Raw genomic sequence first — 24747 nt, 5'->3', positions numbered from 1 at the left:
CAGAACACCCCCCTGCGGTGCAATGGTTTTGCCGTCATCATTCAAATTATTTGAAATAAAATACCAAGATCATGCAAAGTCCCAAAGATTGGCTCACCCCAGACGCCCTGTTCATGTTGCAAACCATTGCCGAGCAAGGCAGTTTTGCGGCTGCCGCGCGTCAGCTGGGCCTCGTCCCCAGCGCCTTGACCTACCGGGTGCGGCAGCTCGAAGACGCGCTGGATGTGCTGTTGTTTGACCGCAGCGCGCGCCAAGCCCGCCCCACCGCAGCGGGCCAAGAGCTGTTGCGCGAAGCAGGCCGTTTGCTGCAAGACATCGACAGCGTGGCCAACCGCGTCAAACGCGTGGCCACCGGTTGGGAAGGCGTGCTCACAGTGGCGGTGGACAGCATCATGGCGCGTGATGTGGTGATGGATTTGTGCGAGGCCTTTTTGGCTCTGAACAGCCCCACCCGCTTGCGCATTCGCCATGAGGCTTTGTCTGGCACCATGGCCGCACTGACCTCCGGGCAAGCCGACTTGGCTTTAGGGGTGGCACTGGGCCAACACATGGCTGCAGACATCCAGCATGTCGCGCTGGGCGACGTGCCATTTGTGTTTGCCGTGGCGCCTCAACATCCACTGGCCCAAGCGGCAGAGCCTTTGAGCAATGCCTTGTTGTTGCAGCACCGGGTGGTGGCTGTCGCCGATTCGGTGCAGCGCGGCAGCGGTCTCACCGTGGGGCTGCAAGGCGGACAAGACGTTTTCACCGTGCCCGACATGCCCAGCAAATTGCAAGCGCAATTGCGTGGCCTTGGCGCGGGATTTTTGCCGCACAGTCTGGCCCAGCCTTTTGTCGCGAAGGGTCAGTTGGTCATCAAGACCACCGAGCAGACGCGTCTAAACACGGTTCATGCGGCTTGGCGAGACAGCCGCCTGAGCCCTGCGGGCCACGCCCTGCTGTGGTGGACGGCACAGCTCAACCAAGCCGCAACCAAAGAGGCTCTGTTGGGCTTGAAGGTCTGAAAGCAAGCAGCATCAGGACAAACCCACCCAAGCGACATTCACGCGCATTTCTGGGCTAAAGTGGCAGCATGACCACACAACACATCGCCATCATTGGTGTCGGCATGGCCGGCGTGACTTGCGCACGTACTTTGCGCCAAGCCGGACACAACGTCACTTTGTTCGAAAAAAGCCGCGGCCTCGGAGGGCGCATGTCCACCCGGTCCAGCGCTTTCGGCAGCTTTGACCACGGGGCCCAATATTTCACCGTGCGCGATCCCCGTTTTGAGCTGGCCATTGGCACAGCGCCCGGCGTGTGCAAGCCCTGGAGCGCGAACGCCGTGCGCGTGCTCGATCCCAATGGGCGGGTGATCGAAGCGGGTCTTCCCGGCGGCGAGCGCCACTGGGTGGCCGCCCCCGGCATGAACGCCTTGGTCAAAGCATGGGCTGCACCCTTGGTCGAAGATGGGAATGTGCAACTGCAAACCCGTGTGACGCAGATCATGGCCGACCCCCTGAAGAAAGGCGGCTGGCAGTTGCAGACCGAAACCGAAGACGGTGGGCAACACATTTACGCGGGTTTTGACAAAGTCATCTTGGCCATTCCGCCAGAGCAAGCCAGCGCTTTGCTCAAGGCCTCGGGTCAAAGTGATTTGGCTGAACCTTTGGCCCATGTGACGGTCGACCCTTGCTGGACACTCATGCTGGCTTACCCCCAAGCCGTACAACCGGGCCTGATCACCATCGGCCCCCAATGGAACGCGGCCCGCAGCACGCACCACCGCATCGCCTGGATGGCGCGGGAGTCGTCCAAACCCGGGCGCGAGCGCATCGAGCGCTGGACCGTGCAGGCCAGCGCCCCTTGGTCGGCCGAGCATGTCAACGACACACCAGATCGCGTCAAAGGCAAGCTGATCAAAGCCTTTGCCGAAATCACCGGGATCCGCGTGACGCCCGCGCATGCTGAAGTTCACCGCTGGTTGTATGCCAAAACAGCTCAGCCTTTGGGCCAGAGTTTCATGTGGTCCAAAGACCAAGGCATCGGTCTTTGCGGCGACTGGTGCTTGGGCCACCGGGTCGAAGACGCTTTTGTCTCAGGCCTGGAACTGGCTTTGGCGGTGCTCAAAAACCGCTGACCCTGCATGTCCGAGGTTTACACAGGCCGGTTTGCGCCATCGCCAACCGGCCTTTTGCATCCCGGCTCGTTGGTGGCGGCCCTGGCCAGCTGGCTCGACGCCCGCACGCACGGCGGGCAGTGGCTGGTGCGCATCGAGGATGTCGACACCCCCCGCTGCGTGCCCGGGGCCGCCCTGACCATCTTGCAGCAACTGACAAGCTGTGGCCTGGTGCCCGACGGCCCGGTGCTGTGGCAAAGCCAGCGTGGTGACGCCTACGCAGCCGCCCTGCAAAGCCTGGTGAACCAAGGCTGGGCCTACCCCTGTGGCTGTTCGCGCAAAGAAATTGAATCGGCCCAAGCCGTGGCCCGTCACAGCGCCGCCGTGTACCCCGGCACCTGCCGGGACGGCCTGCAAGGCAAACCCGCCCGCGCCTGGCGGCTGAATGTGCAGGCCGTGCAAACCGCGCTGGGCCTGCCTGCCATCACGCGCTGGCACGACCGCCGTTTAGGGCCACAACTACAAAACGTGTGCGAAGAAGTGGGCGACTTTGTGCTGCGCCGCGCCGATGGCCTGTGGGCCTACCAGCTGGCGGTGGTGGTCGACGACGCAGCGCAAGGCATCACCCATGTGGTGCGCGGCGAAGACCTGGCCGACAACACCGCGCGGCAAATCGTTTTACAAGCCGCTTTGGGGCTGACCACCCCGCACTACCTGCACACGCCCCTGGTATGGGGCGCGAATGGCGAAAAGCTCAGCAAACAAAATGGGGCGCTGGCGCTGGAGTTGCAAACGCCACAGGCTGTGTTGTCCGCGCTGAACGATGCCGCGCAAGTGCTGGGCCTGCCTGCTGTGTCCGAGCAAGCCACCCAGGCCAACGCGCTCGAAAAGTGGCTGGTACTGAGCCGAACACCACGATAATCACAGGCTTTGCAAACACCCACTGCTCCCCCATGACGACGCCTGAAGACACCACAACCGCCCCGGCAACCGAAGCCCCAGAAGCCAAAGATGCCCCCTTCATGCGTCAAATCAAAACCTATGTGCTGCGCGCTGGGCGCATGGGCTCAGGGCAAATGCGGGCGTTTGAGCAGTTTGGCCCTCAGTTTTTGATCCCCTACAGTGCTGAGCGCCTCGATGTGCAGGCCGCCTTTGGCCGCGCTGCGCCGCTGATTCTGGAAATCGGTTTTGGCATGGGCGACGCCACAGCCAAGATCGCGCAAGTGCGCCCGGATGACAACTTTTTGTGCTGCGAGGTGCACGAGCCCGGTGTCGGCGCATTGCTCAAGCGCTGCGGCGAAGAAAGCATTGGCAACATCCGCATCGTTCAGCACGACGCCATCGAGGTGATGGACCACATGCTGGGCACGGACAGCCTGGACGGTGTGCACATTTTCTTCCCAGACCCTTGGCACAAGAGCCGCCACCACAAGCGCCGCCTGATCCAAAGCCCCTTCATCCAGCGCTTGGCTGCGCACATCAAGCCCGGTGGCTACCTGCATTTGGCCACCGACTGGCAGCCGTACTCTGAGCAGATGATGGGTGTGCTGCGCGCCGAGCCCTTGCTGGTCAATACCAGCAACGCCCCAGATGGTTTTGCCACAAAACCCGACTACCGGCCACTGACCAAGTTTGAAAACCGGGGCCTGAAACTCGGCCACGGTGTGTGGGATCTGGTGTTCCGCCGCGTCTGACATGACCCGCTCGGGACGCGTCGCCCAGATGCCAACTCACGAGGGCGTGAGCGCCAGCGTGGTGGCTGTCCCGGCTGGCCATTGGCCCAGCTTGCTCGATTTTTTGGCCCAGCGCATGCCCGGCATCCCGCGTGAGGAATGGGCGCAGCGGGTGCGCCAAGGTCTGGTGCTGCAAGAAAACGGGCAAAGCGCTCAAGCCGACCAAGCCTGCCAAGCTGGGCAGCGCTTCTTTTATTACCGCAACGTGGCCGACGAACCACGCCTGCCCATGCAAGCGGCAGTCTTGTTCGAGGACGACCACCTGCTGGTGGCCGACAAGCCGCATTTCATGCCCGTGACCCCGTCTGGCCCCTATGTGCAGCAATGCCTGCTGGTCCAACTCAAACGCCTGACGGGCCATGCCGATCTGGTGCCCCTGCACCGCATAGACCGCGAAACGGCAGGACTGGTGCTTTTTGGCAAACGCTTGCACGAACGCGATGCCTACCACGCCCTGTTTCGTGACCACCGCATTCACAAGACTTACCACGCCGTGGCCGCGCACCGCCCCGAGTTGGCACTGCCGTGGGTGCACACCAGCCGCCTGGCCGAAGACCCCGCGTATTTTTTCAAAATGCAGGAAATACCGGGTGAGCCCAACAGCGAAACCCGCATCACCCGATTGGGCTTTCAGGGTGAGCACGCGCTCTACCAATTGGAGCCCGTGACGGGCAAGCGCCACCAGCTGCGTGTGCACATGATGGCCATGGGAATGCCCATCGTGGGCGATCAGTTCTACCCCACGGTGCGTCGGGGGCCGCAGGCGCAGGAAGATTTCAGCGACCCCTTGCAGCTCTTGGCCCAATCGGTGCGGTTCACCGATCCGCTCACCGGACAGACCCGTGAGTTGGAGAGCCAATTGAAGCTGCAGTTTTGACGCAAACTCAGGGCGGCCTAGCCAGCCCTGAGTCATCTTGCGTCAAACCCGCTCGGTCACCCAGGCTGGCACGCTGGCCAGAGCAGCAGGCAAGGCCGCTGCATTGGTGCCACCGGCCATCGCCATGTCGGGCTTGCCGCCGCCTTTGCCGCCCACTTGAGCCGCCACAAAGCTGGCCAACTCACCCGCTTTGACTTTGCCCACGGTGTCGGCGGTCACACCTGCGGCGATCTGCACCTTCTCACCGTCCACAGCCGTGAGCACGATCACGGCAGTTTTCATCTTGTCTTTGAGCTTGTCCATGGTGTCGCGCAGGGTCTTGGCGTCAGCCCCTTCGAGCTTGGCCACCAAGAGCTTGATGCCCTTGATGTCCACGGCTTGCGTCATCAGCTCGTCGCCCTGGGCCGAAGCCAGCTTGCCTTTGGCGGCAGCCAGTTCTTTCTCCAGCGCCTTGACCTGGTCGAGCACTTGCGCGATGCGGGCGTTCAGCTCAGCCGGTTGGGCTTTGAGCGAGCCTGCGGCTTGCGTCACAGTGTCTTCGAGCGACTGCAAATAAGCCAAAGCATTCGCGCCTGTGACGGCTTCAATGCGTCGCACGCCTGCGGCCACGCCGCCTTCGCTCACGATCTTGAACAGTCCAATGTCGCCCGTAGCTTTGACATGGGTGCCGCCGCACAGTTCGCGGCTGGAGCCGATGTCGAGCACACGCACGGTCTCGCCGTACTTCTCGCCAAACAGCATCATCGCGCCGGTCTTCTGGGCGCTTTCGATGTCCATCACTCGCGCTTGCGCCACGGCGTTGGCCAAGATTTCGGCGTTCACTTGGGCTTCAATCTGGCGGATCTCGGCGTCGGTCACGGGCGCGTTGTGCGCAAAGTCAAAACGGGTGCGCTCGGCGTTGACCAAGCTGCCCTTTTGCTGCACATGGCTGCCCAGCACTTCGCGCAGGGCTTTGTGCATCAAGTGGGTGGCGCTGTGGTTGCGCACGGTGGCGGCGCGCACAGCCAGGTCCACATGCGCTTGCACCGCGTCGCCCACCTTCAGGCTGCCAGACTTCACTTCACCGTGGTGGCCAAACACGTCGGCCTTGATCTTGAGCGTATCCAACACGTTGAACTGACCGCCTGCGTTGTGCAGCATGCCTTGGTCGCCCACTTGGCCGCCGGACTCGGCATAGAAAGGAGTTGAGTCCAGCACGACCACGCCCGACTGGCCCGCCTTGAGTTCGGTCACGGCGTTGCCGTCGGCGTACAAAGCCAGCACTTTGGCGTTGGCCGTCAGGTCTTCGTAGCCCACAAAGTCGTTGCCAGCGCCGGTGTAATCGAGCGCTTTGTCCATCTTGAACTTGCCTGCCGCGCGGGCCTGAGCTTTTTGCTTTTCCATGGCGGTGGCAAAACCGGCTTCGTCCACGCTCAGACCGCGCTCGCGGCAAACGTCGGCCGACAAATCAAGCGGGAAGCCGTAGGTGTCGTGCAGCTTGAAGGCCACTTCGCCGGGCAGCACCTTGACGCCACCTTCGAGGGCCGAATCCAGAATTTGCATGCCGCTTTGGAGGGTTTCAAAGAAGCGCTCTTCTTCGACCCGCAAAACGTCGGCAATGCGCTCGGCCTGATCGGCCATATTGGGGTAAGCCGCGCCCATGAGCTTGACCAAATCGGGCACCAGCTTGTGGAAGAACGGGGTCTTTTGGCCGAGCAAATAACCGTGGCGAATCGCACGGCGCACGATGCGGCGCTGCACGTAGCCGCGACCTTCGTTGCTGGGCACCACGCCGTCGCTCACCAAAAATGCGGTGGCGCGGATGTGGTCGGCGATCACGCGCAGCGACTTGTTGTTCAGGTCGGTGCAGCCGGTTTCGCGCGATGCGGCCTTGATCAGCGCGTCAAAAATGTCGATCTCGTAGTTGCTGTGAACGTGCTGCAAGATGGCGGCCAAGCGCTCCAGGCCCATGCCGGTGTCCACGCACGGGGCGGGCAGTGGCGTGACGGCACCGGTTTCGTCCATGTTGAACTGCATGAACACGTTGTTCCAAATTTCGATGAAGCGGTCACCGTCTTCATCGGGGCTGCCGGGTGGGCCACCAGGAATGTGTGCGCCGTGGTCGTAAAAAATCTCCGAGCAAGGACCGCAAGGGCCGGTGTCGGCCATCATCCAGAAGTTATCGGACTTGTAGCGACCACCCTTGTTGTCACCGATGCGGATGATGCGGTTCTCGTGCTTGATGCGCTCAGGCGTCCAACCGGCTTTGACAAAAATGTTCTCCCAAATGCCGTGGGCTTCGTCGTCTTCCATGTAGACCGTGGCGTACAGCTTGTCGGCAGGCAGCTTGTAGACCTGGGTCAACAGCTCCCAAGCCCATTCCAGCGATTCGCGCTTGAAGTAGTCGCCAAACGACCAGTTGCCCAGCATCTCGAAAAAGGTGTGGTGACGGGCGGTGTAGCCCACGTTTTCGAGATCGTTGTGCTTGCCACCGGCACGCAGGCAGGCTTGCACGGACGCGGCACGCACGTAAGAGCGCTTGTCGGAGCCCAAAAACACGTCCTTGAACTGGACCATGCCCGAGTTGGTGAACATCAAGGTCGGGTCGTTGCCCGGCACCAAGGGGCTGGACGCCACCACAGTGTGGCCTTTGGACTCAAAAAAGTCCAAAAAGGTCTTGCGGATGTCGGAAACGGAAAAAGTGGCTTGGCTCATGGGGGTGTTTTCGCTCAAAGTGCAACCCCGCATTATAAGTTTGGGCATTCGCCAAAGAGCCGGGCAAAAGCCCAAGCGCTCAACGCCCTGAGGTGAGGCACAGACCCACTTAAAAAACGGCGTGCTCCCCGCGATCGGGCGCGCCCTCCCCTTTGACCCAGCGGGCATAGGCATCAAAAAGCGTTTGTGACCCGTGTGAAGGTGTGGCCTGCTCATCGTAGCGTTGCGCCTGAGCGTCCCACACCAACATGGACTCGGTGGCGTAATACCGCCCAATGCGGGCCAGCTCCGCCTTCTGCGCAGCAACTGGAATGAGCTTGCCCAACACGCTCAACACACCCACGATGGCATCCATCAGAACCACCGGAACACGCTTGAAGCGCGGCGGCATTCCCAACAAAGCAAACAAATGCTCGCCCTGCGCCAACGGCGTGATGGCAGGCCCAGGCCCACCGATGGGCAAGATCTGGTTGTGCCGTGACTCATCGTCCAAGCACCCCACGATGAAATCGGCCAAATCATCGTCGCTGATGGGTTTGCAGGCGGTCAACTGACCGTCGCCAAAAATCAAGAATGGCTTGCCTTTTTTGACCCGTTCCAATTGACCCGACAGCGACTTGAAAAAAGCGGTTGGGCGCACGATGGAATAGGTCATGCCTGATTCAATCAAGGCTTTCTCAAAAGCCAGCTTGGCATGTTGAAACGCCAACAAAGGCTTTTGGACACAGATGGCCGACAGTTGCACAAAATGCTTCACACCCGCAGCTTGTGCCGCTTTCAGCGCCCCCACATGGGCCTCGTGGTCGACTCGCCACGCGTCTTGAGGAGAACCCGTGCGCGAGGCCATGCACGAAACCACCGCATCAAAAGGAGCCTGAGCGAAAGACGGTTGGCTCCAAACTTCTGGATCGGACACATGGCCCTGGACCACCAAGGCCCCAGCCAGACGTTCAGACAGACGTGTGTCGGCTTGCGTTGAGCCCACGCCTTGACGGGGCCTGATCAAACAAACCACCTCGTGGCCACGCCGCAGCAAGGCCCGAGCAGTGGCCATGCCAATCGTGCCCGTCGCTCCGAGTAAAAGCACCCGCAGGCCGGACTTGGACACCAAACCTGTCTCAGGCAATGGTGAGGTGGCGCTGGAACCATTCAAATGGCTGGAAGTCTGGTCAATGATCACGCCGCGAACTCCCAAAAATTCAGAAATTCAATGTTACTGTTTTTCGACCGACCGATGTCTCACTTGGGGACATCCTGGCGCGGGGCAGAACCCAAGAAAGCCCCATAATTGGTTTTCCAAGAGGCGCATCTGACAAGGACAGATTCACATCTGCTCTGATTTTTGTTCGCCATGTTCACATCTTTACCGGCCCACCAGATGCCGGGCATTTACTGACCACCTTGAAACCATGACCACATCGCCCCTCGCCTTGCTCAATGACCCCAGTTTGCTCAAGACCGACGCCCTGATCAATGGGCAATGGGTTGCTGGCAGCAGCCGGTTTGACATCACCGACCCCGCCACGGGAGCCGTATTGACTTCCGTGGCCAATCTCGGCCCGGCGGAGACCGAAGCCGCCATTTCGGCAGCCAACGCCGCCTGGCCTGCGTGGAAAGCCAAAACCGCCAAAGAGCGCAGCATCATCTTGCGCAAGTGGTACGACCTGCTGATGGCCAACCAGGACGACTTGGGCCGCATCATGACCGCCGAACAAGGCAAGCCCCTGCCCGAGGCCAAAGGCGAAGTCGCTTATGGCGCGAGCTTTGTGGAATGGTTCGCCGAAGAGGCCAAGCGCGTCAACGGCGAGACCCTGCCCCAGTTCGACAACAACCGCCGCCTGTTGGTGCTCAAGCAACCCATTGGCGTATGCGCCGCGATCACACCCTGGAACTTCCCCCTGGCCATGATCACGCGCAAAGTCGCACCCGCTTTGGCTGCAGGCTGCCCCGTCATCATCAAACCGGCCGAACTCACGCCGTTGACCGCCTTGGCTGCGGCCGAGTTGGCCATCCGCGCGGGCATTCCTGAGGGCGTGCTCAACATGATCACCGCCGACGCCGACAACTCGATTGCCGTGGGCAAAGTGCTGTGCGCCAGCGACGTGGTGCGCCACATCAGCTTCACCGGTTCGACCGAAGTGGGCCGCATCCTGATGGCGCAGTCTGCGCCCACCGTCAAGAAAATGTCGCTCGAACTCGGCGGCAACGCGCCCTTCATCGTCTTCAACGACGCCGACATCGACAGCGCAGTCGAAGGCGCCTTCGCCAGCAAATACCGCAATGCGGGTCAAACCTGTGTGTGCTCCAACCGCTTTTATGTGCAAGAAGGCGTTTACGACGAATTTGTCAAAAAATTCGCTGCCAAAGTGCAGACGGCCAAAGTGGGCAACGGCTTTGAAGACGGCGTGAACCAAGGCCCCTTGATCGAAGAAGCGGCCCTGACCAAAGTGCAGCGCCATGTGGACGACGCCGTGGCCAAAGGCGGCCGCGTGGTGGTCGGGGGAAAGCGCCTGTCCAGCATGGGCTCGGGCCAATTTTTTGAACCCACCGTGGTGGCCGATGCCACGGCCGACATGCTGTGCGCGAAAGAAGAAACCTTCGGCCCCTTTGCGCCCATTTTCAAGTTCAAGACCGAGCAAGAAGCGGTGGATGCGGCCAACAACACCGAATTCGGCCTGGCCAGCTACTTCTACAGCCGCGACGTGGGCCGCATTTTCCGCGTGAGTGAAGCGCTGGAATACGGCATGGTTGGCATCAACGTGGGCATTTTGGCCACCGAGCATGTGCCTTTTGGTGGCGTCAAGCAGTCGGGCCTGGGCCGTGAAGGCTCACACCACGGCATGGACGACTATGTGGAAATCAAATACCTCTGCATGGGTGACATCCTGAAGTGATGCCAGCTGAAAGATCAATGCAACGGAACCGTTTGGGATGAGGGTTGCGTGCCCTCATACCCGAGCCAATGGCGAAAAGGCATCTTGAACTTGAAGTCTTGCAGCAAAGCACGGTGAACCCACGCCACTGAGTCCGCCCAAGCCGGCTCAGCGCGCACACTCCACTCTACAAAAGGGGCCAGGTAGGGTTTGTCTGCCCACAGCGTGGGACTGGCCACCCGTTGATAGGCGGGTGATGTGGTCCACACATTACCGGGCCACCAACTCAGCGCGATGCACAACACCGTCAAGACCGAAAGCAGCCAAGGCTTGCAGCGCTGCAAAAGCCGGTCTTGCCCGCTGGCCATCAACAGCCAGGTGAAACACCCCGCAAACAGTTGACACAGATTGAGCAATCCAAACGTCAAGGAGGCGGCCAGCACCACCGGCGTCATGACGGTTTTGCGGTAAGCCGCAAGCCGCTGCGAGGGGGTGATTTGCGGGGCAAAAAAGCTGCTCATCAGTTGGGATGCACCCGAATCCGAGTCCAGATCCTCAGGATACAAACCAGCCACCGAAGAGGCCCACAAAGCACTCATCACGGGCCGTATCTCTGGGGGAGCCGGGCTGTTCAGCAAGGTTTCGCCTCGAAGCAAAATGCGTCCATTGAGCGCTTCCTGCGTGCTCATTTGTGATTTCCAGCTCATCGTCAAGTCTTGTTCGTCGGCACGCGCCACGATGGTGTCTACCAAAGCTTTTTGTACATGCCACATGCTGATCAAACCCAGCGCACAGCACATCAGCAGGAGTAAAACCCTCGACCGCACCCAGTTGTCAAGCCAACGCATCAACAACAAAGCCAAACCCAAACCAGAAACGATACGCCCCCAAATCTCAATATCGTTCAATTGGACCGTCGTGGTGTTCATTTGCAAATCACCCGCCAATTCAAGCAGACGGTGATTGAAGGACAACTCCAAGACGGTGTAACAGGCCAACAAAAACAAAAACCAAGGCTGAAAGTTCAAGGCTTGGTTTTTTGGGGGGGAATGCGCATCGGATGATTTTAACTTTGAGCGCTTTCATAACGGGTCTTGCAACCCTCTTAAACGATTAGAATTCAGCCACCGCGGGTGTCGTTCAATGGTAGGACTCTTGCTTCCCAAGCAAATAACGTGGGTTCGATTCCCATCACCCGCTCCAGTTTTGATGCCGCATTCAAGAAGGCCCCGCAAGGGGCCTTCGGCATTTAGATCCCCCGCCCAGAGCACTTGCCCTCTCATCCATGCACATCACCGTCAACGAAGAACTCAAAGCCTACATCGATCCGCTCACACCCGACGAACACGCGGCGCTGGAGCGCAGCATCTTGGCCGAGGGCTGCCGCGATGCGCTGGTGTTGTGGGGCGATGTGCTGGTGGACGGACACAACCGCTACGGCATCTGTCAAAAGCATGGTCTGCCCTTTCAGACGGTGCAAAACACGCGTTTTCAATCGATGGAAGACGTGCACCTGTGGATGATCGACCAGCACCTGGGACGCCGCAGCGTTTCGGACTTTCAGCGTGGCTTGTTGGCCTTGCGCAAGCGCGAAATTCTGGCTGCGCGGCGTGCCCAGGGCATCGCCGCCACCGCCGAATCAGACACGGCATCTCTGGATGATGCACCGCATGTTGCGCCCAAAGACACCAGGGTTGGTGAGACCAACCCGCTTAAAAGCCGCGCCGACATCGCCAAAGCCGCCCGTCTGAGCAGCAGCCAGGTGGTGCAAATTGAGAAAATCCAAAAGCAAGCAGCGCCTGAACTGGTGGCCGCCGTCAAGGCTGGTGCGATTTCCCTCAACGCCGCAGCGGCCGTGGCCAGCCTGCCTGCTGAAGAACAAAAGTCAGCCGCGCTCGCTGGCAAGGCCGAACTCAAACAAGCCGCCAAGCGCGTGCGCGAGGTGAACCGCAAGCCGGCCCAAGAGGGCGAGACGGCCTCATCGGGATTGAACAAGCACGGTCAAGACTTGCAAGAACGGGTGAACGCCCTGACCGCAGAAAATATGGCTCTGCGTGCACAAGTGGCCGAGCTTCAGGCCCGGTTGATGGCCTGAACTCAGCGGCTTCTGACGCCTTCCTGCAATGCCACTGTCGTGACGCTGGCGTCCGGCAAGTGCAGTCGAACACCCTGGAAATAAAGTTGGGCTTGTTCAGGCTGCTCAAAATGAACCCGCCAAGGCGCTGTGCCGTAGACACTGCGGGTTTCGCTCGACTGCAAGGACAAAACGGTGCTGAGGCCTGCGCCGTCAACCACGCAAATGGCACCCGATTTCTGCGCGACAAGGTGCACCATGTCGCCCGCTTTGCTGGGACTGGCGGGCGTGAGCACGGTAGCCGCCTGATTTTTTTGGCACAGGTCAGCCCCGCTGGAAGCCTTTTCAGCTGGAAGTGCTGCTGGTGCAATCAAAGTTTCAGGAGCAGCCAAAGCGACAGCTGCTGCCACGGGTGCTGGCGAGTGCTTTGCTGAGACCACTGGGGCAGTTTCTGGCTGGAGAGCCGGGGCCCATAAGGAGCTCGATGCCTGCCACATTGATTTGACACTGCCGAGCGAGCCTTGGTGATGGAGCCACGCCGAGCCGAGCACCAACAAACCCATGGTCAACGACAAGCCGAGTAACCAGCGGGGTGGGCGAGAAAAACCCGACGGGGCTTGAGCGGCTTTCGCTCTTTGCAGTGACAACTCCACCAGCTCGTCCACCACGGAAGGTCCGCCGCCCCAAGGCGTATCGTCCATAGGAAGAATCACCAAAGAAGGATCGCCTCCCAGCAAGTTGGCAACCTTGCGAGCTGCGATTTCTTTGATGGCCGGTGTGTAAAAAAGTGTTGTCTCACCAGACTCCAACTGGAGAATTTGAGCCACCGACAAATTAGCACGGCTGGCCAGCGCGTTGACATCACATTGCTGAGAGACACGCCATTCACGAAGCAGATCGCCTCGAACGCGATCTATAGGGGGATTCGACATTGTGGCCGCCAGAAAAAATCTCATTTTGCATGAAGATCGGCCAATATTGAATTAGGAAAAACCCAAAAATGATCTGTTTATTTTTCTTTTGTTTTCAATTATTTCAGGAATGGATCGGGTATAAAAAAACCGCAACGAATTGCGGTTTTTAAAGAGCAAGAGGCTTGTCTGATCAAAAAATCAGCTTCACACCCGTCTTGCTTTGCAACAACTCGGGCGTCACGCCCGGTGCCAACTCAACCACCTTCAGGCCCGCGTCGGTCACGTCCATCACGGCCAGATCGGTGATGATGCGGTCGACCACGCCCACGCCGGTCAAAGGCAAGGTGCAGTTGGGCAAAATTTTCAGGTCTTCGGTGCCGTCTTTTTTCTTGGCCACGTGTTCCATCAAGATGATCACGCGCTTGACGCCCGCCACCAGGTCCATTGCGCCGCCCATGCCCTTGACCATCTTGCCGGGGATCATCCAGTTGGCCAAATCACCCTTTTCGCTCACCTGCATCGCGCCCAAGATCGACAAGTTGATCTTGCCGCCACGGATCATGGCAAACGACTGCTCACTGCCAAAAATCGACGAGCCCTTGATGGTGGTCACGGTTTGTTTGCCCGCGTTGATCAGGTCCGCATCGACTTCATCTTCGGTCGGGAAAGGGCCAATGCCCAGCATGCCGTTTTCGCTTTGCAGCCAGACTTCTTTGTCAGCCGGCACAAAGTTGGCCACCAGCGTGGGGATGCCGATGCCCAGGTTCACATAGAAACCGTCTTCCAGTTCGTGGGCCGCACGCGCGGCCATTTGGTCTTGACTCCAGCTCATATCAGACTCCCGCCTTTTCAGTGATGGTGCGCTTTTCGATGCGCTTTTCCGGTTTCGCGTTCAACACGATGCGGTGCACATAAATGCCAGGCAGGTGCACGCTGTCGGGGTGCATATCGCCGGTTTCGACGATCTCCTCGACCTCGACCACACAAATTTTGCCGGCCATGGCCACTGCAGGGTTGAAGTTGCGCGAGGTGTAGCGGAACTGCAGGTTGCCGGACTTGTCGGCGCGGTGCGCCTTGACCAGCGACACATCGGGCACCAGCGAGCGCTCCATCACATAGGTCTCGCCGTCAAACTCGCGCAGCTCTTTGCCTTCGGCCACCAAGGTGCCCACACCGGTCTTGGTGAAGAAGGCCGGAATGCCCGCGCCGCCCGCACGCAGCTTCTCGGCCAGCGTGCCTTGGGGGGTGAATTCCAAAGCCAGCTCGCCCGCCAAGTACTGGCGCTCGAACTCTTTGTTCTCGCCCACATAAGAAGAAATCATCTTCTTGATCTGGCGGGTCTGCAGCAAGATGCCCAGACCAAAGTCGTCCACGCCCGCGTTGTTGGAAATCGCGGTCAGGTTCTGCACGCCGCTGTCGCGCAAGGCAGCAATCAGCGCTTCGGGGATGCCGCACAGGCCGAAACCGCCCACGCCAAACAATTGACCGTCAGCCACGATGCCCTTGAGGGCCTCGGCTGCGGAGGGATAAATCTTGTTCACACCGGTCTCCAGGAAAGGATGAAAACGCTACGATACTACGTATTGAAATACGTAGTTTTTCGTAGAGGGCTGCCCTAGGCGGGCGGCCTGCGCGCCATGACCCCAGACATCGACTACCGCCTCGCCTTTGACCTCGCCCCAATTGGCATGGTGCTCTCACGCAACCGTACCATCGTTGACTGTAATCAGCGCTTGTGTGAAGTGTTTGGCGCCAGTCGAGTGCAATTGATGGGTCAGACCTTCCAGCTGCTCTACCCCAGCGCCGACGAGTACGAGCGCACCGGCCAACGCATCACCCCCATCCTGAACGCCAACGGCGTGTACGCCGACGACCGGGTCATGAAACGTGTGGACGGGCGCTTCAAAGGCGAAACCTTCTGGTGCCATGTGACGGGCCGCGCCCTGAACCGCGAAGCCCCGCATGAAGCGGGCATCTGGACTTTTGAAGACCTGTCGGAGCGCAAACCGGTGAAAGCCGAACTCACCGCCCGCGAACGCGAAGTCGCCGCCCACCTGATGGACGGACAAACCAGCAAAGAAATCGGCCGCGCTTTAGGCATCAGCCACCGCACGGTGGAGATTTACCGCGTCAAACTGATGCGCAAATACGAAGCCTCAGGAGCGGCGGATTTGATTCAGAAGTTGATGCGGGGGTGAAGACCCAGAGGCTCAGGCAAGGGACAAACCCGCCACCCGCCGCAAATGCTGCGCCACCCCGCCAAACTGCTGCTCGATCACCGTCAGCCGCTTGAAGCCGTGGCCAACGGCCAGTTCGTCGGTCATGCCCATGCCGCCGTGCAACTGCACCGCGCCCTGCCCCACCAGTCGTGCTGCACGCAGCACCGTCACATGGGCCGATGACACGCGCTCGGCGCAGCGCTCCGGGCTGTCGCTCAACACATCGGCACATGCGCCCACCGCCGCCGCGGCTTGCACCAGCGCCATGTACATGTCGGCCATGCGGTGTTGCAAAGCTTGGAAGGCTGCCAGGGGTTGGCCAAACTGTTTGCGCTGGCTGGTGTAGTTGAGCGTGTCGCGCATCAGGGTCTGCATCACGCCCACGGCTTCGGCACCAGCGGCCAAGGTGGCCGTGTCCCAGGCTTGTGTGAGTGCAGCCATTGCATCGCCCTGTCCGATGAGGGCTTGCACGGGCGTTTGGTCAAAGGCCAACTCAGCCGCCCAAGCACCGTCGATCAAACGCACATCGCGCCGCTGCACGCCGCTGGCTGCGGGGTCGATCAGACCCATGCGCAGCTGGCCTGCTTCGTCTTTGGCGCTGACCAGCCAGTGCGTGGCATTGCTTGCGCCGCGCACCAAGGCTTTGCGCCCGGTGATGTGCCACTGGCCGTTTGAACTGTGCAAGCGGGTCTGCACTCGGCTCAAGTCAGTCCGACCTGTAGGCTCGAGCGCCGCGACGGCCAAGCGCACTTGACCGTCGGTCAGGCCTTGCAGCAAAGCATCGGCCGCCGGGTCATTCAGCGCTTGCAGCAAGGTGGCGCCTAGCACGGCAGAGCTGCTGTAGGGCTCGGCCACCAAGGCCGCGCCCAAGGCCTGGCAGATCAGCATCTGCTCGGGCAAACCACCGCCCATGCCGCCCAAGTGTTCGGGCAGCGCCGCGCCCAAGAGGCCCAGCTCACGGCTCAAGCCTTGCCACAGCGGCGCAATCGCTTCTGGACTTGCAATCATCTGTGCGCGTTTGTCGAAGGGCAACTTGTCTTGCAGCCAGCCTTGCAAACTGGCCAGCAGCATGGCCTGCGTTTCGTCGGTGGGCACCACGGGCTCCACCACTTCAGCCCCCAGAATGTGGCGGGCGATCAGGTTGCGCTGGACTTCGTTGGTGCCGCCGTAAATCGAGGCGGCGCGGTCATTCAAATACGCACGGGTGGCAAACACCGACTCTTCGGGCACTGTCAGCGCGTGGGCGCTGGCCTCCTCAATAGTGAGGCTGGTGGCGCCGTAAGGGCCTGCAATGTCCAGTCCCAACTCGGTCAGGTGCTGCTTGAGCTCGGTCGCCAGCACCTTGCCCATGGACGGGGCAGCAGGCATCCAGCATGGCTGAGCTCCGCCGCCAATGCGGGCCATCAGCACCTGTTGTTCCCAGGCGTGCAAGGCGTCGATGCGGCATTGCGCGTTAGCCAGGGTCAAGGCGATGTCTTCGTACTCGGAGTCTGAGTGTCCGGATGCAAACGCATCGCGCAAGGACTCGTGCAGCCGCGCCAAACGGCCCCGCAAGAACGGCGCAGACGAGCCACCCCGCTCGTGCTCCAACAAAAATTTGGCAATCGTCCAGCCCTGGTTTTCTTCGCCAATCAGGGCGTCCGCGGGCACGCGGGCCTCGTCAAAAAAGACCTGGTTGAACTCGTGATCGCCCGAGATGCTGATGATCGGTCGGATCTGGATGCCGGGGTTGTTCAGCTCAAACATCAAGAAGCTGATGCCTTGCTGGGGCTTGCCGCTGCTGTCGGTGCGCACCAGGCAAAACATGTGGGTGGCATTGTGGGCGTGGGTGGTCCAGATCTTGGAGCCGTTGATCACCCACTCATTGCCTTCGCGGCGGGCACGGCATTGCAGCGAGGCCAGGTCGGAGCCGGAGCCCGGCTCGCTGTAACCTTGGCACCAGTAACTCACGCCGTTGCGAATGTCGGGCAACCAGCGCTCTTTTTGGGCCTGCGTGCCAAACGCCACCAGCACGGGCGCGGCCATGACCAAGCCGAGGGGTGAGACCGAAGGTGCTTCGGCCGCAGCCATCTCGCTGGCAAAAATGTCGTGTTGCCTTGGCGTCCAGCCGCAGCCACCCCACTCGACGGGCCAGTGCGGCGCCGCCCAGCCGCGCTTGGCCAAAATACGCTGCCACGGAATGCCCACCTCATAGTCCGAAAAAATGCCCGAGGTGCGGTGCCCGCCCAGACGGATCTCGTCGGTCAACTCCGTAGCCAAAAAGGCGCGCACTTCGTCGCGAAAAGCCAACTCTTCTTTGCTCAAGTTCATGGGGTGTTCACTCTAGGGGACGGAAAGAAAAGGCCACCATCGCCAGATGGCGACCTGATCCATGACAGGTTCAGAAACCGACGTAACGCACGAAGTTGGCTTCGTCTTCGCGCACCGACTTGACGGTGTTGGCCACAAAGTCTTCGTCCGGGTAGCCCAAGGCGATACAGATCATGATGTTCTGGTCGTCCGGAATGCCCGCGTGCTCGCGCACCACGGCCGACTGCATGATGCCCTGCCCGTTGATCACGGTGCCCAGGCCCCGCTCCCAAGCGGCCAGCACGATGGCGTGCGACAAAGCCCCCAGGTCAAACTGGCTGATGGCCGCGGGCTCCAGGTATTTGTCGTAGGTCAGCACCAGCGACACGGGCGCATCGAACTGGCGAAAACCGCGCATGACCCAATCGGTGCGGCGTTCTTTGTCGTCGCGGGCGATGCCCATGGCGTCAAACAACTGAATCGCGATGTCGACCTGGCGCTTGCGGTGAATGCCCTCGTAGGCCTCTTTCATCGGGAAGTCACGCTTGGGCGGCACGCCCTTGACCATGTTTTCGGTGTTACCCCGGCGGATGCGCTCGAGCGGCTCGCCGGTGACCACATGCACATGCCAAGGCTGGGTGTTCATCGACGAGGGCGACCACTTGGCCACCGAGAGGAGCTCTTCGATCACCTCGCGAGGGACCGGTTTTTGTTGGTAACCGCGAACGCTTTTGCGGGCCTTGATGAGTTCTGAAAATTCCATGGGTGTTATTTCTCCTCACCCAAGAATCGGTGAAAAGACGCCCACCGTCAATGCGCGCGTGTTGCCTTGGTTACTCGGCCTTCAGCCCTGGGCTTGCACCACTTCGGTCACCGAACGGAAAGCGTCAATGGCGGTGGGGAAGCCGCAATACACCGTGGCGTGCAGCATGATTTCGCGCAGCTCTTCGGGCGTAACGCCGTTGTTCAGCGCCCCGCGCACATGGGCCTTGAGCTCGTGCTGTTTGCCCTGGGCCGCGAGCATGGCCACGGTGATCAAACTGCGGGTCTTGAGGTCAAGACCAGGGCGTTGCCAAACGTTGCCCCAGGCGTTGGCCGTGATGAACTCCTGCATGGGCATGGTGTAGTCGGTGGCGGCGCCCAGGGCGCGGTCCACATACTCCGACCCCATGACTTGGGTGCGGGTGGTCAGGCCCGCCTGAAAGGCGGCGTCTTCGGGGCGGGCCTCGCGGGCTTGCTCAATGGGTGAACGTGAGGGTGTGTTGGACATGACAGGCTCCTTTAAGTGTCATGAGCATAATCAAAAGCATCACCCATTGGAGACACCATGAGTACACCCCACACCACACCGCCCACCCCACGCTACCCCGCCCCCGACATCAACGACTTGCCCGACGACATCAAAGCCAAAGTGCTGGAGGTGCAAGAAAAAGCCGGCTTTGTCCCCAACGTGTTTCTGGCCTTTGCACGCCGCCCAGCCGAGTGGCGCGCGTTCTTTGCTTACCACGACGCCCTGATGGTGCCCGAGTCGGTGGGGCGCGAGAGCGGCCTGACCAAGGGCGAACGCGAGATGATCGTGACCACCACCAGCGCAGCCAACCACTGCCTGTACTGCGTGGTGGCGCATGGCGCGATCTTGCGTATTTATGAAAAGAAACCGCTGGTGGCTGACCAGGTGGCCATCAACCACCGCAAGGCCGACATCAGTCCGCGCCAGCGCGCCATGCTGGACTTTGCGCTCAAGGTCTGCAACCACTCCGATGAGGTGGAAGACGCCGACTTTACCGCGCTGCACGCGCATGGCTTCAACGACGAAGACATCTGGGACATCGCGGCGATCACCGCCTTCTTTGGTCTGTCTAACCGCATGGCCAGCTTCAGCGGCATGATGCCCAACCCGGAGTTTTACCTGATGGGCCGCGCGCCCAAAGCCAAACCCGCCTGACCGTCACTGCAGAGTGGCGCCCTCGCCGCGAAAACGCCTTACAGACCCCAAACCATTGCCCCGGGAGCGGGGCTCCTACAGAGGCTGTAGGAGCAGCGCCCTCGCCGCGATGGCCAATGCATCACTTGCGAGCCAGCAAGGCCCAAGCCACTTGCACCAGTGCATCCTCCAAAGCTGTGCTGCCCAGCAAGGGGGATTTTTCGAGGCTGGCGCTGCGCAAGGTGCCGATCACCGAGCGGCTGAGTACAAACAACTGCGCGGGTGAAGGCGACTTCAAATCGGGGTGGTTGATGCGCTCAAAGAAGATTGCCAAACGATCGGCCACCTGGCGCACCACGCTGGCCGTCTCTTGGGGTTGCTCCATCACCCAGCCCAAGCGAATCAAACTCTGGCTAAAGCCTTTGCCCGTGGCAAACCCCTGCAGCAAAATGCGCATGGCTTGGCGTAGAAAGTCTTGCGGGTCCATCTGGGCCACATCGGGCCTTAGCTCCAGTGCCGCCAAATATTGCTCAAGGGCTTGCAGCACCATGTCTTGGCCTTTGGCCGCCATGGCGCGCACCAGCACCTCTTTGCTCGGAAAGTACTGGTAAAGCGTGCCGATCGAAAAACCAGCCGCCGCAGCCACCTTGTTGGTGGTCAAACCTGCCTCACCCTCTTTGTCCAAAATCTGAGCAGCAGCCTTGAACAGCGTTTGCATGGTTTGCTGTGCACGGGCCTGAGAAGGCTGACGACGCAGGCCAGATGGGGCTTGCGGCTGAGGTGGCGTCTTGGAAGGTTTGGCCTCGGCCATCAAAAAACCCTTCAAAAAATGTGAATAGATCGCGAGTTGCAAGGTCTTTGCAAAAACTGAACAATGCTCACATTCTGATCGATTTCCAAGGCACTCCCCATGAGCACTCACGCAGCCGCCCCCTCCGACCTGACGGTTCGCCGCTTGTCGGTTGACCTGAGCCAAGGTTTTTCACGCCACTGGAATGGCGGCGACGCCTTCCTCACCGCTTATGCCAACGCCTTGTCCATGAGTTTTCCTGTGGGCGAGCAATCCTTCATCGATGCGGTCAAAAACGGTGCCAAAGCCTTGCCCGACACGCCCGAAAACGCCGATCTGAAAAGCGTCGCCAAAGGCTTTATTGGCCAAGAAGCCACCCACCGCCACCTGCATGCGCTGTACAACGCCCACCTTGAAAAGCAAGGTTTGGTCAACCATTGGGGCCCGCGCGCTGAGCAGCGTCTGAAAAAAGGCCGCGAAGAGTTCTTTAGCAAAAGTGAGAAGGGTTATTTGCACGAGTTGGCCATCACCGCCGCTTTTGAGCACTACACCTCGATTTTTGGCGACCTGACGTTGGAGCGACTGGACCAGCCAGGCGACTGGTTTGCTGGCGCCGAAGACCCCCTTAAAACCCTCTGGCGCTGGCATGCGGCCGAAGAGTCCGAGCACAAATGTGTGGCCTTTGACCTGTACCAACGCTTGGGCGGCAACCACACTTGGCGCATGCGCTGGTTTTGGTACGTGACGATTCAGTTCAGCACCGACGTCTTCCGCCAAACGGTCAACAACCTCTGGCACGACAAGACGCTCTTCAAGCCTTCCACCTGGTGGTCGGCTGGCAAGTTCTTGTTCGGCCGCCACGGCATGGTCTGGCGTGTGGCCAAGCCCGTTTGGGAATACACCCGCAAAGACTTTCACCCCATGCAAGTCGGCAGCGACACCTTGTCGAAAGATTGGCTGGAAAGCCATGCCGACCAGTGGCGTGCGGTGGGTGGCACGGCTTCCACAGCGGCTTGAAGCCATCGCGCACGGGTGTGCGCTCCTGCAAAAAAGCGCTCAGTCGCTGACCAAGGCCCGCACCCAGTCGGGCAGGGTCACGGCTTTTTGCTTGGGGAAATCCACCCAAATCGTGGTCGCTCCACCTGCGGCAAAGATCACCCCGGGCTGGTCGGTTCGCTCCAGCGTGCACCAACTCTCAAACGTGGTGCGGCCGGGATCGCTCACAAACATCTTCGCCAGGATGTCGCCCGGAAATTCAAACTGTTTGTAGAAATTACAAAACGCGTTCACGATCACCGGCCCCTGCCCTTGTGGGTTGACCTGACAACCGATCGCCTCAAACCAGTCGATGCGCAGCGTCTCCATGTAGCGAAAGTACACGGTGTTGTTGACGTGGCCCATGGCGTCCATGTCGCCCCAGCGGATGGGGATCACCAACTCAAAAACTTGCTTTTTGTGCTCTGGCAACTCCAATTTCATGGCATGGCCCTCACACCGCAAAACCGTCGTCGGCCGACACCACCGCGCCATTGATGAAATGGCTCTGGTCGCTGGCCAGCAGCATCAACAAAGCGTCCAGGTCTTGCGGCTGGCCCACACGCTTGCGCGGCAGCATGCTGATGAGCTTTTGGCCTTGCTCGGTTTGCCAATGGTGGTGGTTGATCTCCGTGTCGATGTAACCGGGGCAGATCGCGTTCACGTTGATGCCAAATTTGCCCCACTCCACCGCAAAAGCCTTGGTCATCTGGATCACGGCCGCCTTGCTCATGCAGTAAACACCGATCTGAGGCAAGACTTTGAGGCCCGCCATGGAGGCGATGTTGATGATGCGCCCGCCTGTGAAACTGCCAGGCGCGGCGCCCTTGGCACGCGCCAACATGCGCTTGCCCACCTCTTGTGCCACAAAAAATGCACCGCGCACATTGGTGTTCATGATGAAGTCGTAGTCTTCTTCCGTCACGTCCTGGATGCGCTGGGTGGTGCTCACGCCCGAGTTGTTCACCAAAATGTCGATGCTGCCCATCTCGGTTTCGGCGTGCGCCACGGCAGCCGCAATGCTGTGGCGGTCGGTCACGTCCATTTCGACCACATGGGCGTCGCCCCCTGCGGCCTCGATCTCGGCGCGCAGGTCTTTGAGCTTTTCGATGCGGCGGCTGGCCAACACCACACCAGCCCCAGCTGCGGCCAGGGTTTTGGCAAATTGCGCGCCCAATCCGCCCGAAGCGCCGGTGACCAGGGCTACGCGGCCCGACAAATCGATTTCATAGGCCATGTCAAATCCTTCTAAGGGTTTCGCATCCGTTGCACAGCAACAGCTGACAACATTGTGCGGGGGAAGCTGCCCCAAGATGCATAAAATGAGTCACACGCCCGACACCCCAGGTGCCGGGCTCTCGAATTTTCAACTTGTCCTAAAGAGTCTGTCATGAGCCCCGAAGAAATCCTGAGCACCTACGGCCCCCGCGAATCCATGGAATACGACGTGGTCGTGGTCGGCGGCGGCCCCGCGGGCCTGTCCACCGCCATCCGCCTCAAGCAACTGGCCGCTGAAAAAGGCCAAGACGTGTCGGTGGTCGTGCTGGAAAAAGGCGGCGAGCCCGGCGCGCACATCCTGAGCGGCGCGATCATGGACCCCAAGGCCCTGACCGAACTCTTCCCCAACTGGAAAGAGATGGGCGCCCCGCTCAACCAGCCTGTGACCGACGACGCCTGGAGCTTCCTGAGCGAGACCGGCGCCACCCGCACCCCCGGCATCTTCTTGCCCGAGTGCGCGCAAAACCACGGCAACTACATCATCAGCCTGTCCAACTTCACCCGCTGGCTGGGTCAGCAGGCCGAAAACCTGGGTGTGGAAATATTCCCCGGCTTCACCGCCGCCGAAGTGCTCTACAACGAAGACGGCTCGGTCAAAGGTGTGGCCACCGGCAACATGGGCGTGGGCAAAGACGGCGAGCCGACCGAGAACTTTCAGTTGGGCATGGAACTGCACGCCAAGTACACCGTGTTCGCCGAAGGCGCACGCGGCCACCTGGGCAAGCAACTGATCGCCCAATACAAGCTGGACGAAGGCCGCGATCCACAAACCTACGGCATCGGCATCAAGGAAGTCTGGGAAATCGACCCTTCGCGCCACACGCCCGGTTTTGTCATGCACACCGCCGGCTGGCCCATGAACAACGACACCTACGGTGGCGCTTTCATGTACCACATGGAAGACAACAAGATCGCCATCGGCTACGTGGTCGGTCTGGACTACGCCAACCCTTGGCTGAGCCCATTTGAAGAGTTCCAGCGCTGGAAAACCCACAACAACATCAAGTGGTACTTCACCAACGACAAAGGCGAAGTCAACGCCAAGCGCATTGGCTACGGCGCACGCGCCATCACTGCAGGCGGCCTGATGAGCCTGCCCAAGACGGTTTTCCCCGGCGGTGCGCTGGTCGGTTGTGACGCCGGTTACCTCAACGTCAGCCGCATCAAGGGCAGCCACGCCGCCATCAAAACCGGCATGCTGGCCGCCGAAGCGGCGTACGACGCTTTGCAAGCTGGCCGCCAGCACGACGAATTGGCCGCCTACCCAGAGGCTTTCGAGGCCAGCTGGCTCTACACCGAACTGAACAAGTCGCGCAACTTCAAGACCTGGTTCAAGAAGGGCCTGACCGTGGCGACTTTGATGAACGGCTTTGAGCAGTTTGTCTTGCGCGGCCACATTCCTTGGACGCTGCGCCGTGACAAGGCCGACCACACTTATCTGAAGCCTGCGGCCGATTGCCCAAAAATCGACTACCCCAAGCCCGACGGCAAACTGACCTTTGACCGTCTGTCCAGTGTTTTCATCAGCAACACCAACCACGAAGAAAACCAGCCCGCGCACCTCACGCTCAAGGACGCCTCGGTGCCGGTGGGCATCAACCTGGCCAAATACGCAGGGCCTGAGGCGCGCTACTGCCCTGCCGGGGTTTACGAGTACATCAAGAACGAAGACAACAGCGACCGCCTGCAGATCAACGCCCAAAACTGCGTGCATTGCAAGACTTGCGACATCAAGGACCCGACGCAAAACATCGTCTGGGTCACGCCTGAAGGCGGCGGCGGTCCTAACTACACAGGCATGTAATTCCTGTGCATTCAGTTCAAGAGGCCCTGCGGGGCCTCTTTTTTTCGACCGCACTCAGTCGCGTCGCCAAGGCAACAGTACCCCCGCGAAAACCCGTAGATCAACCTGCCGACGGGCACCCCATAATCAAACTTGTATGACAAGT

23 protein-coding genes and 1 tRNA gene are annotated in these 24747 nt (G+C 60.2%); 12 read left to right on the top strand and 12 right to left on the bottom strand.

Features of this window, described 5'->3' with window-relative positions; all coding sequences use genetic code 11:
• Window positions 1-71 precede the first annotated feature (71 nt).
• The 5 genes from ACZ5SR_RS07665 to ACZ5SR_RS07645 all read left to right on the top strand — a co-directional run bounded on the left by ACZ5SR_RS07665 (window position 72) and on the right by ACZ5SR_RS07645 (window position 4708).
• Window positions 72-1004 carry a LysR family transcriptional regulator gene (locus ACZ5SR_RS07665; protein WP_464450959.1) on the top strand — a complete coding sequence of 311 codons (933 nt, stop codon included), beginning with the start codon at window positions 72-74 and terminating at the stop codon, window positions 1002-1004.
• 68 nt (window positions 1005-1072) lie between these two features.
• Entirely contained in the window at window positions 1073-2119 is a 1047-nt protein-coding gene (locus tag ACZ5SR_RS07660) for an NAD(P)/FAD-dependent oxidoreductase (RefSeq protein ID WP_464450958.1), read from the top strand.
• A 6-nt stretch (window positions 2120-2125) separates the two neighbouring features.
• Complete coding sequence (gene gluQRS / locus ACZ5SR_RS07655) at window positions 2126-3019, top strand: tRNA glutamyl-Q(34) synthetase GluQRS (RefSeq protein WP_464450957.1); 894 nt, start codon at window positions 2126-2128, stop codon at window positions 3017-3019.
• Between the two features lie 32 nt (window positions 3020-3051).
• The gene (gene trmB, locus ACZ5SR_RS07650) at window positions 3052-3792 is read left to right on the top strand and encodes a tRNA (guanosine(46)-N7)-methyltransferase TrmB (RefSeq protein ID WP_464450956.1); all 741 of its coding nucleotides are present in this window, start codon (window positions 3052-3054) and stop codon (window positions 3790-3792) included.
• 28 nt (window positions 3793-3820) lie between these two features.
• The gene (locus ACZ5SR_RS07645) at window positions 3821-4708 is read left to right on the top strand and encodes a pseudouridine synthase (RefSeq protein WP_464450955.1); all 888 of its coding nucleotides are present in this window, start codon (window positions 3821-3823) and stop codon (window positions 4706-4708) included.
• 42 nt (window positions 4709-4750) lie between these two features.
• On the opposite strand, the gene alaS is transcribed toward ACZ5SR_RS07645, so the two are convergent.
• Both alaS and ACZ5SR_RS07635 read right to left on the bottom strand, forming a co-directional pair.
• Complete coding sequence (alaS, locus tag ACZ5SR_RS07640; RefSeq protein ID WP_464450954.1) at window positions 4751-7402, bottom strand: alanine--tRNA ligase; 2652 nt, start codon at window positions 7400-7402, stop codon at window positions 4751-4753.
• 109 nt (window positions 7403-7511) lie between these two features.
• Window positions 7512-8582 carry an NAD(P)H-binding protein gene (locus ACZ5SR_RS07635; protein ID WP_464450953.1) on the bottom strand — a complete coding sequence of 357 codons (1071 nt, stop codon included), beginning with the start codon at window positions 8580-8582 and terminating at the stop codon, window positions 7512-7514.
• Window positions 8583-8811: 229 nt separating this feature from the next.
• Between ACZ5SR_RS07635 and ACZ5SR_RS07630 the strand changes: the two genes are divergently transcribed.
• Entirely contained in the window at window positions 8812-10296 is a 1485-nt protein-coding gene (locus ACZ5SR_RS07630) for an NAD-dependent succinate-semialdehyde dehydrogenase (RefSeq protein ID WP_464450952.1), read from the top strand.
• A gap of 14 nt (window positions 10297-10310) precedes the next feature.
• Here the strand turns inward: ACZ5SR_RS07630 and ACZ5SR_RS07625 are convergent, their stop codons facing one another.
• Complete coding sequence (locus tag ACZ5SR_RS07625) at window positions 10311-11303, bottom strand: hypothetical protein (protein WP_464450951.1); 993 nt, start codon at window positions 11301-11303, stop codon at window positions 10311-10313.
• Window positions 11304-11404: 101 nt separating this feature from the next.
• Between ACZ5SR_RS07625 and ACZ5SR_RS07620 the strand changes: the two genes are divergently transcribed.
• A tRNA-Gly gene (locus ACZ5SR_RS07620) sits at window positions 11405-11478 on the top strand.
• Window positions 11479-11560: 82 nt separating this feature from the next.
• On the top strand, window positions 11561-12370 hold the full coding sequence (locus ACZ5SR_RS07615) for a ParB N-terminal domain-containing protein (protein ID WP_464450950.1): 810 nt from the start codon (window positions 11561-11563) through the stop codon (window positions 12368-12370).
• Window positions 12371-12372: 2 nt separating this feature from the next.
• Here ACZ5SR_RS07615 and ACZ5SR_RS07610 read toward each other — a convergent pair whose 3' ends face one another.
• The 3 genes from ACZ5SR_RS07610 to ACZ5SR_RS07600 form a co-directional block, all read right to left on the bottom strand.
• The gene (locus ACZ5SR_RS07610; RefSeq protein ID WP_464450949.1) at window positions 12373-13050 is read right to left on the bottom strand and encodes a hypothetical protein; all 678 of its coding nucleotides are present in this window, start codon (window positions 13048-13050) and stop codon (window positions 12373-12375) included.
• A 403-nt stretch (window positions 13051-13453) separates the two neighbouring features.
• Complete coding sequence (locus ACZ5SR_RS07605; protein WP_464450948.1) at window positions 13454-14095, bottom strand: CoA transferase subunit B; 642 nt, start codon at window positions 14093-14095, stop codon at window positions 13454-13456.
• Between the two features lies 1 nt (window position 14096).
• Window positions 14097-14804: a CoA transferase subunit A gene (locus ACZ5SR_RS07600; protein ID WP_464450947.1), complete on the bottom strand. Its 708-nt coding sequence runs from the start codon at window positions 14802-14804 to the stop codon at window positions 14097-14099.
• A 96-nt stretch (window positions 14805-14900) separates the two neighbouring features.
• Between ACZ5SR_RS07600 and ACZ5SR_RS07595 the strand changes: the two genes are divergently transcribed.
• Window positions 14901-15461, top strand: coding sequence for a helix-turn-helix transcriptional regulator (locus ACZ5SR_RS07595; RefSeq protein WP_464450946.1), 561 nt, complete (start codon window positions 14901-14903; stop codon window positions 15459-15461).
• Between the two features lie 12 nt (window positions 15462-15473).
• Here the strand turns inward: ACZ5SR_RS07595 and ACZ5SR_RS07590 are convergent, their stop codons facing one another.
• The 3 genes from ACZ5SR_RS07590 to ACZ5SR_RS07580 form a co-directional block, all read right to left on the bottom strand.
• Window positions 15474-17792 (bottom strand): acyl-CoA dehydrogenase family protein, encoded by a 2319-nt coding sequence (locus ACZ5SR_RS07590; RefSeq protein WP_464450945.1) that lies wholly within the window; start codon window positions 17790-17792, stop codon window positions 15474-15476.
• A gap of 70 nt (window positions 17793-17862) precedes the next feature.
• Window positions 17863-18534, bottom strand: a complete 672-nt coding sequence (locus ACZ5SR_RS07585) for a nitroreductase (RefSeq protein ID WP_464450944.1) — start codon at window positions 18532-18534, stop codon at window positions 17863-17865.
• Window positions 18535-18615: 81 nt separating this feature from the next.
• On the bottom strand, window positions 18616-19041 hold the full coding sequence (locus tag ACZ5SR_RS07580; RefSeq protein ID WP_464450943.1) for a carboxymuconolactone decarboxylase family protein: 426 nt from the start codon (window positions 19039-19041) through the stop codon (window positions 18616-18618).
• A 57-nt stretch (window positions 19042-19098) separates the two neighbouring features.
• On the opposite strand from ACZ5SR_RS07580, the gene ACZ5SR_RS07575 reads away from it, so the two are divergent.
• Window positions 19099-19716 carry a peroxidase-related enzyme gene (locus ACZ5SR_RS07575; RefSeq protein WP_464450942.1) on the top strand — a complete coding sequence of 206 codons (618 nt, stop codon included), beginning with the start codon at window positions 19099-19101 and terminating at the stop codon, window positions 19714-19716.
• A gap of 121 nt (window positions 19717-19837) precedes the next feature.
• Here the strand turns inward: ACZ5SR_RS07575 and ACZ5SR_RS07570 are convergent, their stop codons facing one another.
• Window positions 19838-20506 carry a TetR/AcrR family transcriptional regulator gene (locus ACZ5SR_RS07570; RefSeq protein WP_464450941.1) on the bottom strand — a complete coding sequence of 223 codons (669 nt, stop codon included), beginning with the start codon at window positions 20504-20506 and terminating at the stop codon, window positions 19838-19840.
• Window positions 20507-20605: 99 nt separating this feature from the next.
• On the opposite strand from ACZ5SR_RS07570, the gene ACZ5SR_RS07565 reads away from it, so the two are divergent.
• The gene (locus ACZ5SR_RS07565; RefSeq protein ID WP_464450940.1) at window positions 20606-21502 is read left to right on the top strand and encodes a metal-dependent hydrolase; all 897 of its coding nucleotides are present in this window, start codon (window positions 20606-20608) and stop codon (window positions 21500-21502) included.
• A gap of 39 nt (window positions 21503-21541) precedes the next feature.
• Here the strand turns inward: ACZ5SR_RS07565 and ACZ5SR_RS07560 are convergent, their stop codons facing one another.
• Both ACZ5SR_RS07560 and ACZ5SR_RS07555 read right to left on the bottom strand, forming a co-directional pair.
• Window positions 21542-21964 (bottom strand): acyl-CoA thioesterase, encoded by a 423-nt coding sequence (locus tag ACZ5SR_RS07560; RefSeq protein ID WP_464450939.1) that lies wholly within the window; start codon window positions 21962-21964, stop codon window positions 21542-21544.
• 10 nt (window positions 21965-21974) lie between these two features.
• A complete protein-coding gene (locus ACZ5SR_RS07555; protein WP_464450938.1) occupies window positions 21975-22757 on the bottom strand; it encodes an SDR family oxidoreductase in 783 nt (260 codons plus the stop codon).
• A 153-nt stretch (window positions 22758-22910) separates the two neighbouring features.
• Here ACZ5SR_RS07555 and ACZ5SR_RS07550 point away from each other — a divergent pair, with 153 nt between their 5' ends.
• A complete protein-coding gene (locus ACZ5SR_RS07550) occupies window positions 22911-24602 on the top strand; it encodes an electron transfer flavoprotein-ubiquinone oxidoreductase (RefSeq protein ID WP_464450937.1) in 1692 nt (563 codons plus the stop codon).
• The last annotated feature ends 145 nt before the right edge of the window (window positions 24603-24747 follow it).

Source organism: Limnohabitans sp. TEGF002, assembly GCF_055395845.1.
Note: the sequence above shows the minus strand (reverse complement) of the source record. Positions and strands in the feature narration are given on the sequence as shown.

What these genes read in the sequence shown, in the direction of transcription:
- ACZ5SR_RS07665 (WP_464450959.1), top strand. Translation starts at nt 72, where the DNA reads ATGCAAAGTCCCAAAGATTGGCTCACCCCAGACGCCCTGTTCATGTTG.
- ACZ5SR_RS07660 (WP_464450958.1), top strand. Translation starts at nt 1,073, where the DNA reads ATGACCACACAACACATCGCCATCATTGGTGTCGGCATGGCCGGCGTG.
- gluQRS (WP_464450957.1), top strand. Translation starts at nt 2,126, where the DNA reads ATGTCCGAGGTTTACACAGGCCGGTTTGCGCCATCGCCAACCGGCCTT.
- trmB (WP_464450956.1), top strand. Translation starts at nt 3,052, where the DNA reads ATGACGACGCCTGAAGACACCACAACCGCCCCGGCAACCGAAGCCCCA.
- ACZ5SR_RS07645 (WP_464450955.1), top strand. Translation starts at nt 3,821, where the DNA reads ATGCCAACTCACGAGGGCGTGAGCGCCAGCGTGGTGGCTGTCCCGGCT.
- alaS (WP_464450954.1), bottom strand. Translation starts at nt 7,402, where the DNA reads ATGAGCCAAGCCACTTTTTCCGTTTCCGACATCCGCAAGACCTTTTTG.
- ACZ5SR_RS07630 (WP_464450952.1), top strand. Translation starts at nt 8,812, where the DNA reads ATGACCACATCGCCCCTCGCCTTGCTCAATGACCCCAGTTTGCTCAAG.
- ACZ5SR_RS07615 (WP_464450950.1), top strand. Translation starts at nt 11,561, where the DNA reads ATGCACATCACCGTCAACGAAGAACTCAAAGCCTACATCGATCCGCTC.
- ACZ5SR_RS07610 (WP_464450949.1), bottom strand. Translation starts at nt 13,050, where the DNA reads ATGGACGATACGCCTTGGGGCGGCGGACCTTCCGTGGTGGACGAGCTG.
- ACZ5SR_RS07605 (WP_464450948.1), bottom strand. Translation starts at nt 14,095, where the DNA reads ATGAGCTGGAGTCAAGACCAAATGGCCGCGCGTGCGGCCCACGAACTG.
- ACZ5SR_RS07595 (WP_464450946.1), top strand. Translation starts at nt 14,901, where the DNA reads ATGACCCCAGACATCGACTACCGCCTCGCCTTTGACCTCGCCCCAATT.
- ACZ5SR_RS07590 (WP_464450945.1), bottom strand. Translation starts at nt 17,792, where the DNA reads ATGAACTTGAGCAAAGAAGAGTTGGCTTTTCGCGACGAAGTGCGCGCC.
- ACZ5SR_RS07585 (WP_464450944.1), bottom strand. Translation starts at nt 18,534, where the DNA reads ATGGAATTTTCAGAACTCATCAAGGCCCGCAAAAGCGTTCGCGGTTAC.
- ACZ5SR_RS07580 (WP_464450943.1), bottom strand. Translation starts at nt 19,041, where the DNA reads ATGTCCAACACACCCTCACGTTCACCCATTGAGCAAGCCCGCGAGGCC.
- ACZ5SR_RS07575 (WP_464450942.1), top strand. Translation starts at nt 19,099, where the DNA reads ATGAGTACACCCCACACCACACCGCCCACCCCACGCTACCCCGCCCCC.
- ACZ5SR_RS07570 (WP_464450941.1), bottom strand. Translation starts at nt 20,506, where the DNA reads ATGGCCGAGGCCAAACCTTCCAAGACGCCACCTCAGCCGCAAGCCCCA.
- ACZ5SR_RS07565 (WP_464450940.1), top strand. Translation starts at nt 20,606, where the DNA reads ATGAGCACTCACGCAGCCGCCCCCTCCGACCTGACGGTTCGCCGCTTG.
- ACZ5SR_RS07560 (WP_464450939.1), bottom strand. Translation starts at nt 21,964, where the DNA reads ATGAAATTGGAGTTGCCAGAGCACAAAAAGCAAGTTTTTGAGTTGGTG.
- ACZ5SR_RS07555 (WP_464450938.1), bottom strand. Translation starts at nt 22,757, where the DNA reads ATGGCCTATGAAATCGATTTGTCGGGCCGCGTAGCCCTGGTCACCGGC.
- ACZ5SR_RS07550 (WP_464450937.1), top strand. Translation starts at nt 22,911, where the DNA reads ATGAGCCCCGAAGAAATCCTGAGCACCTACGGCCCCCGCGAATCCATG.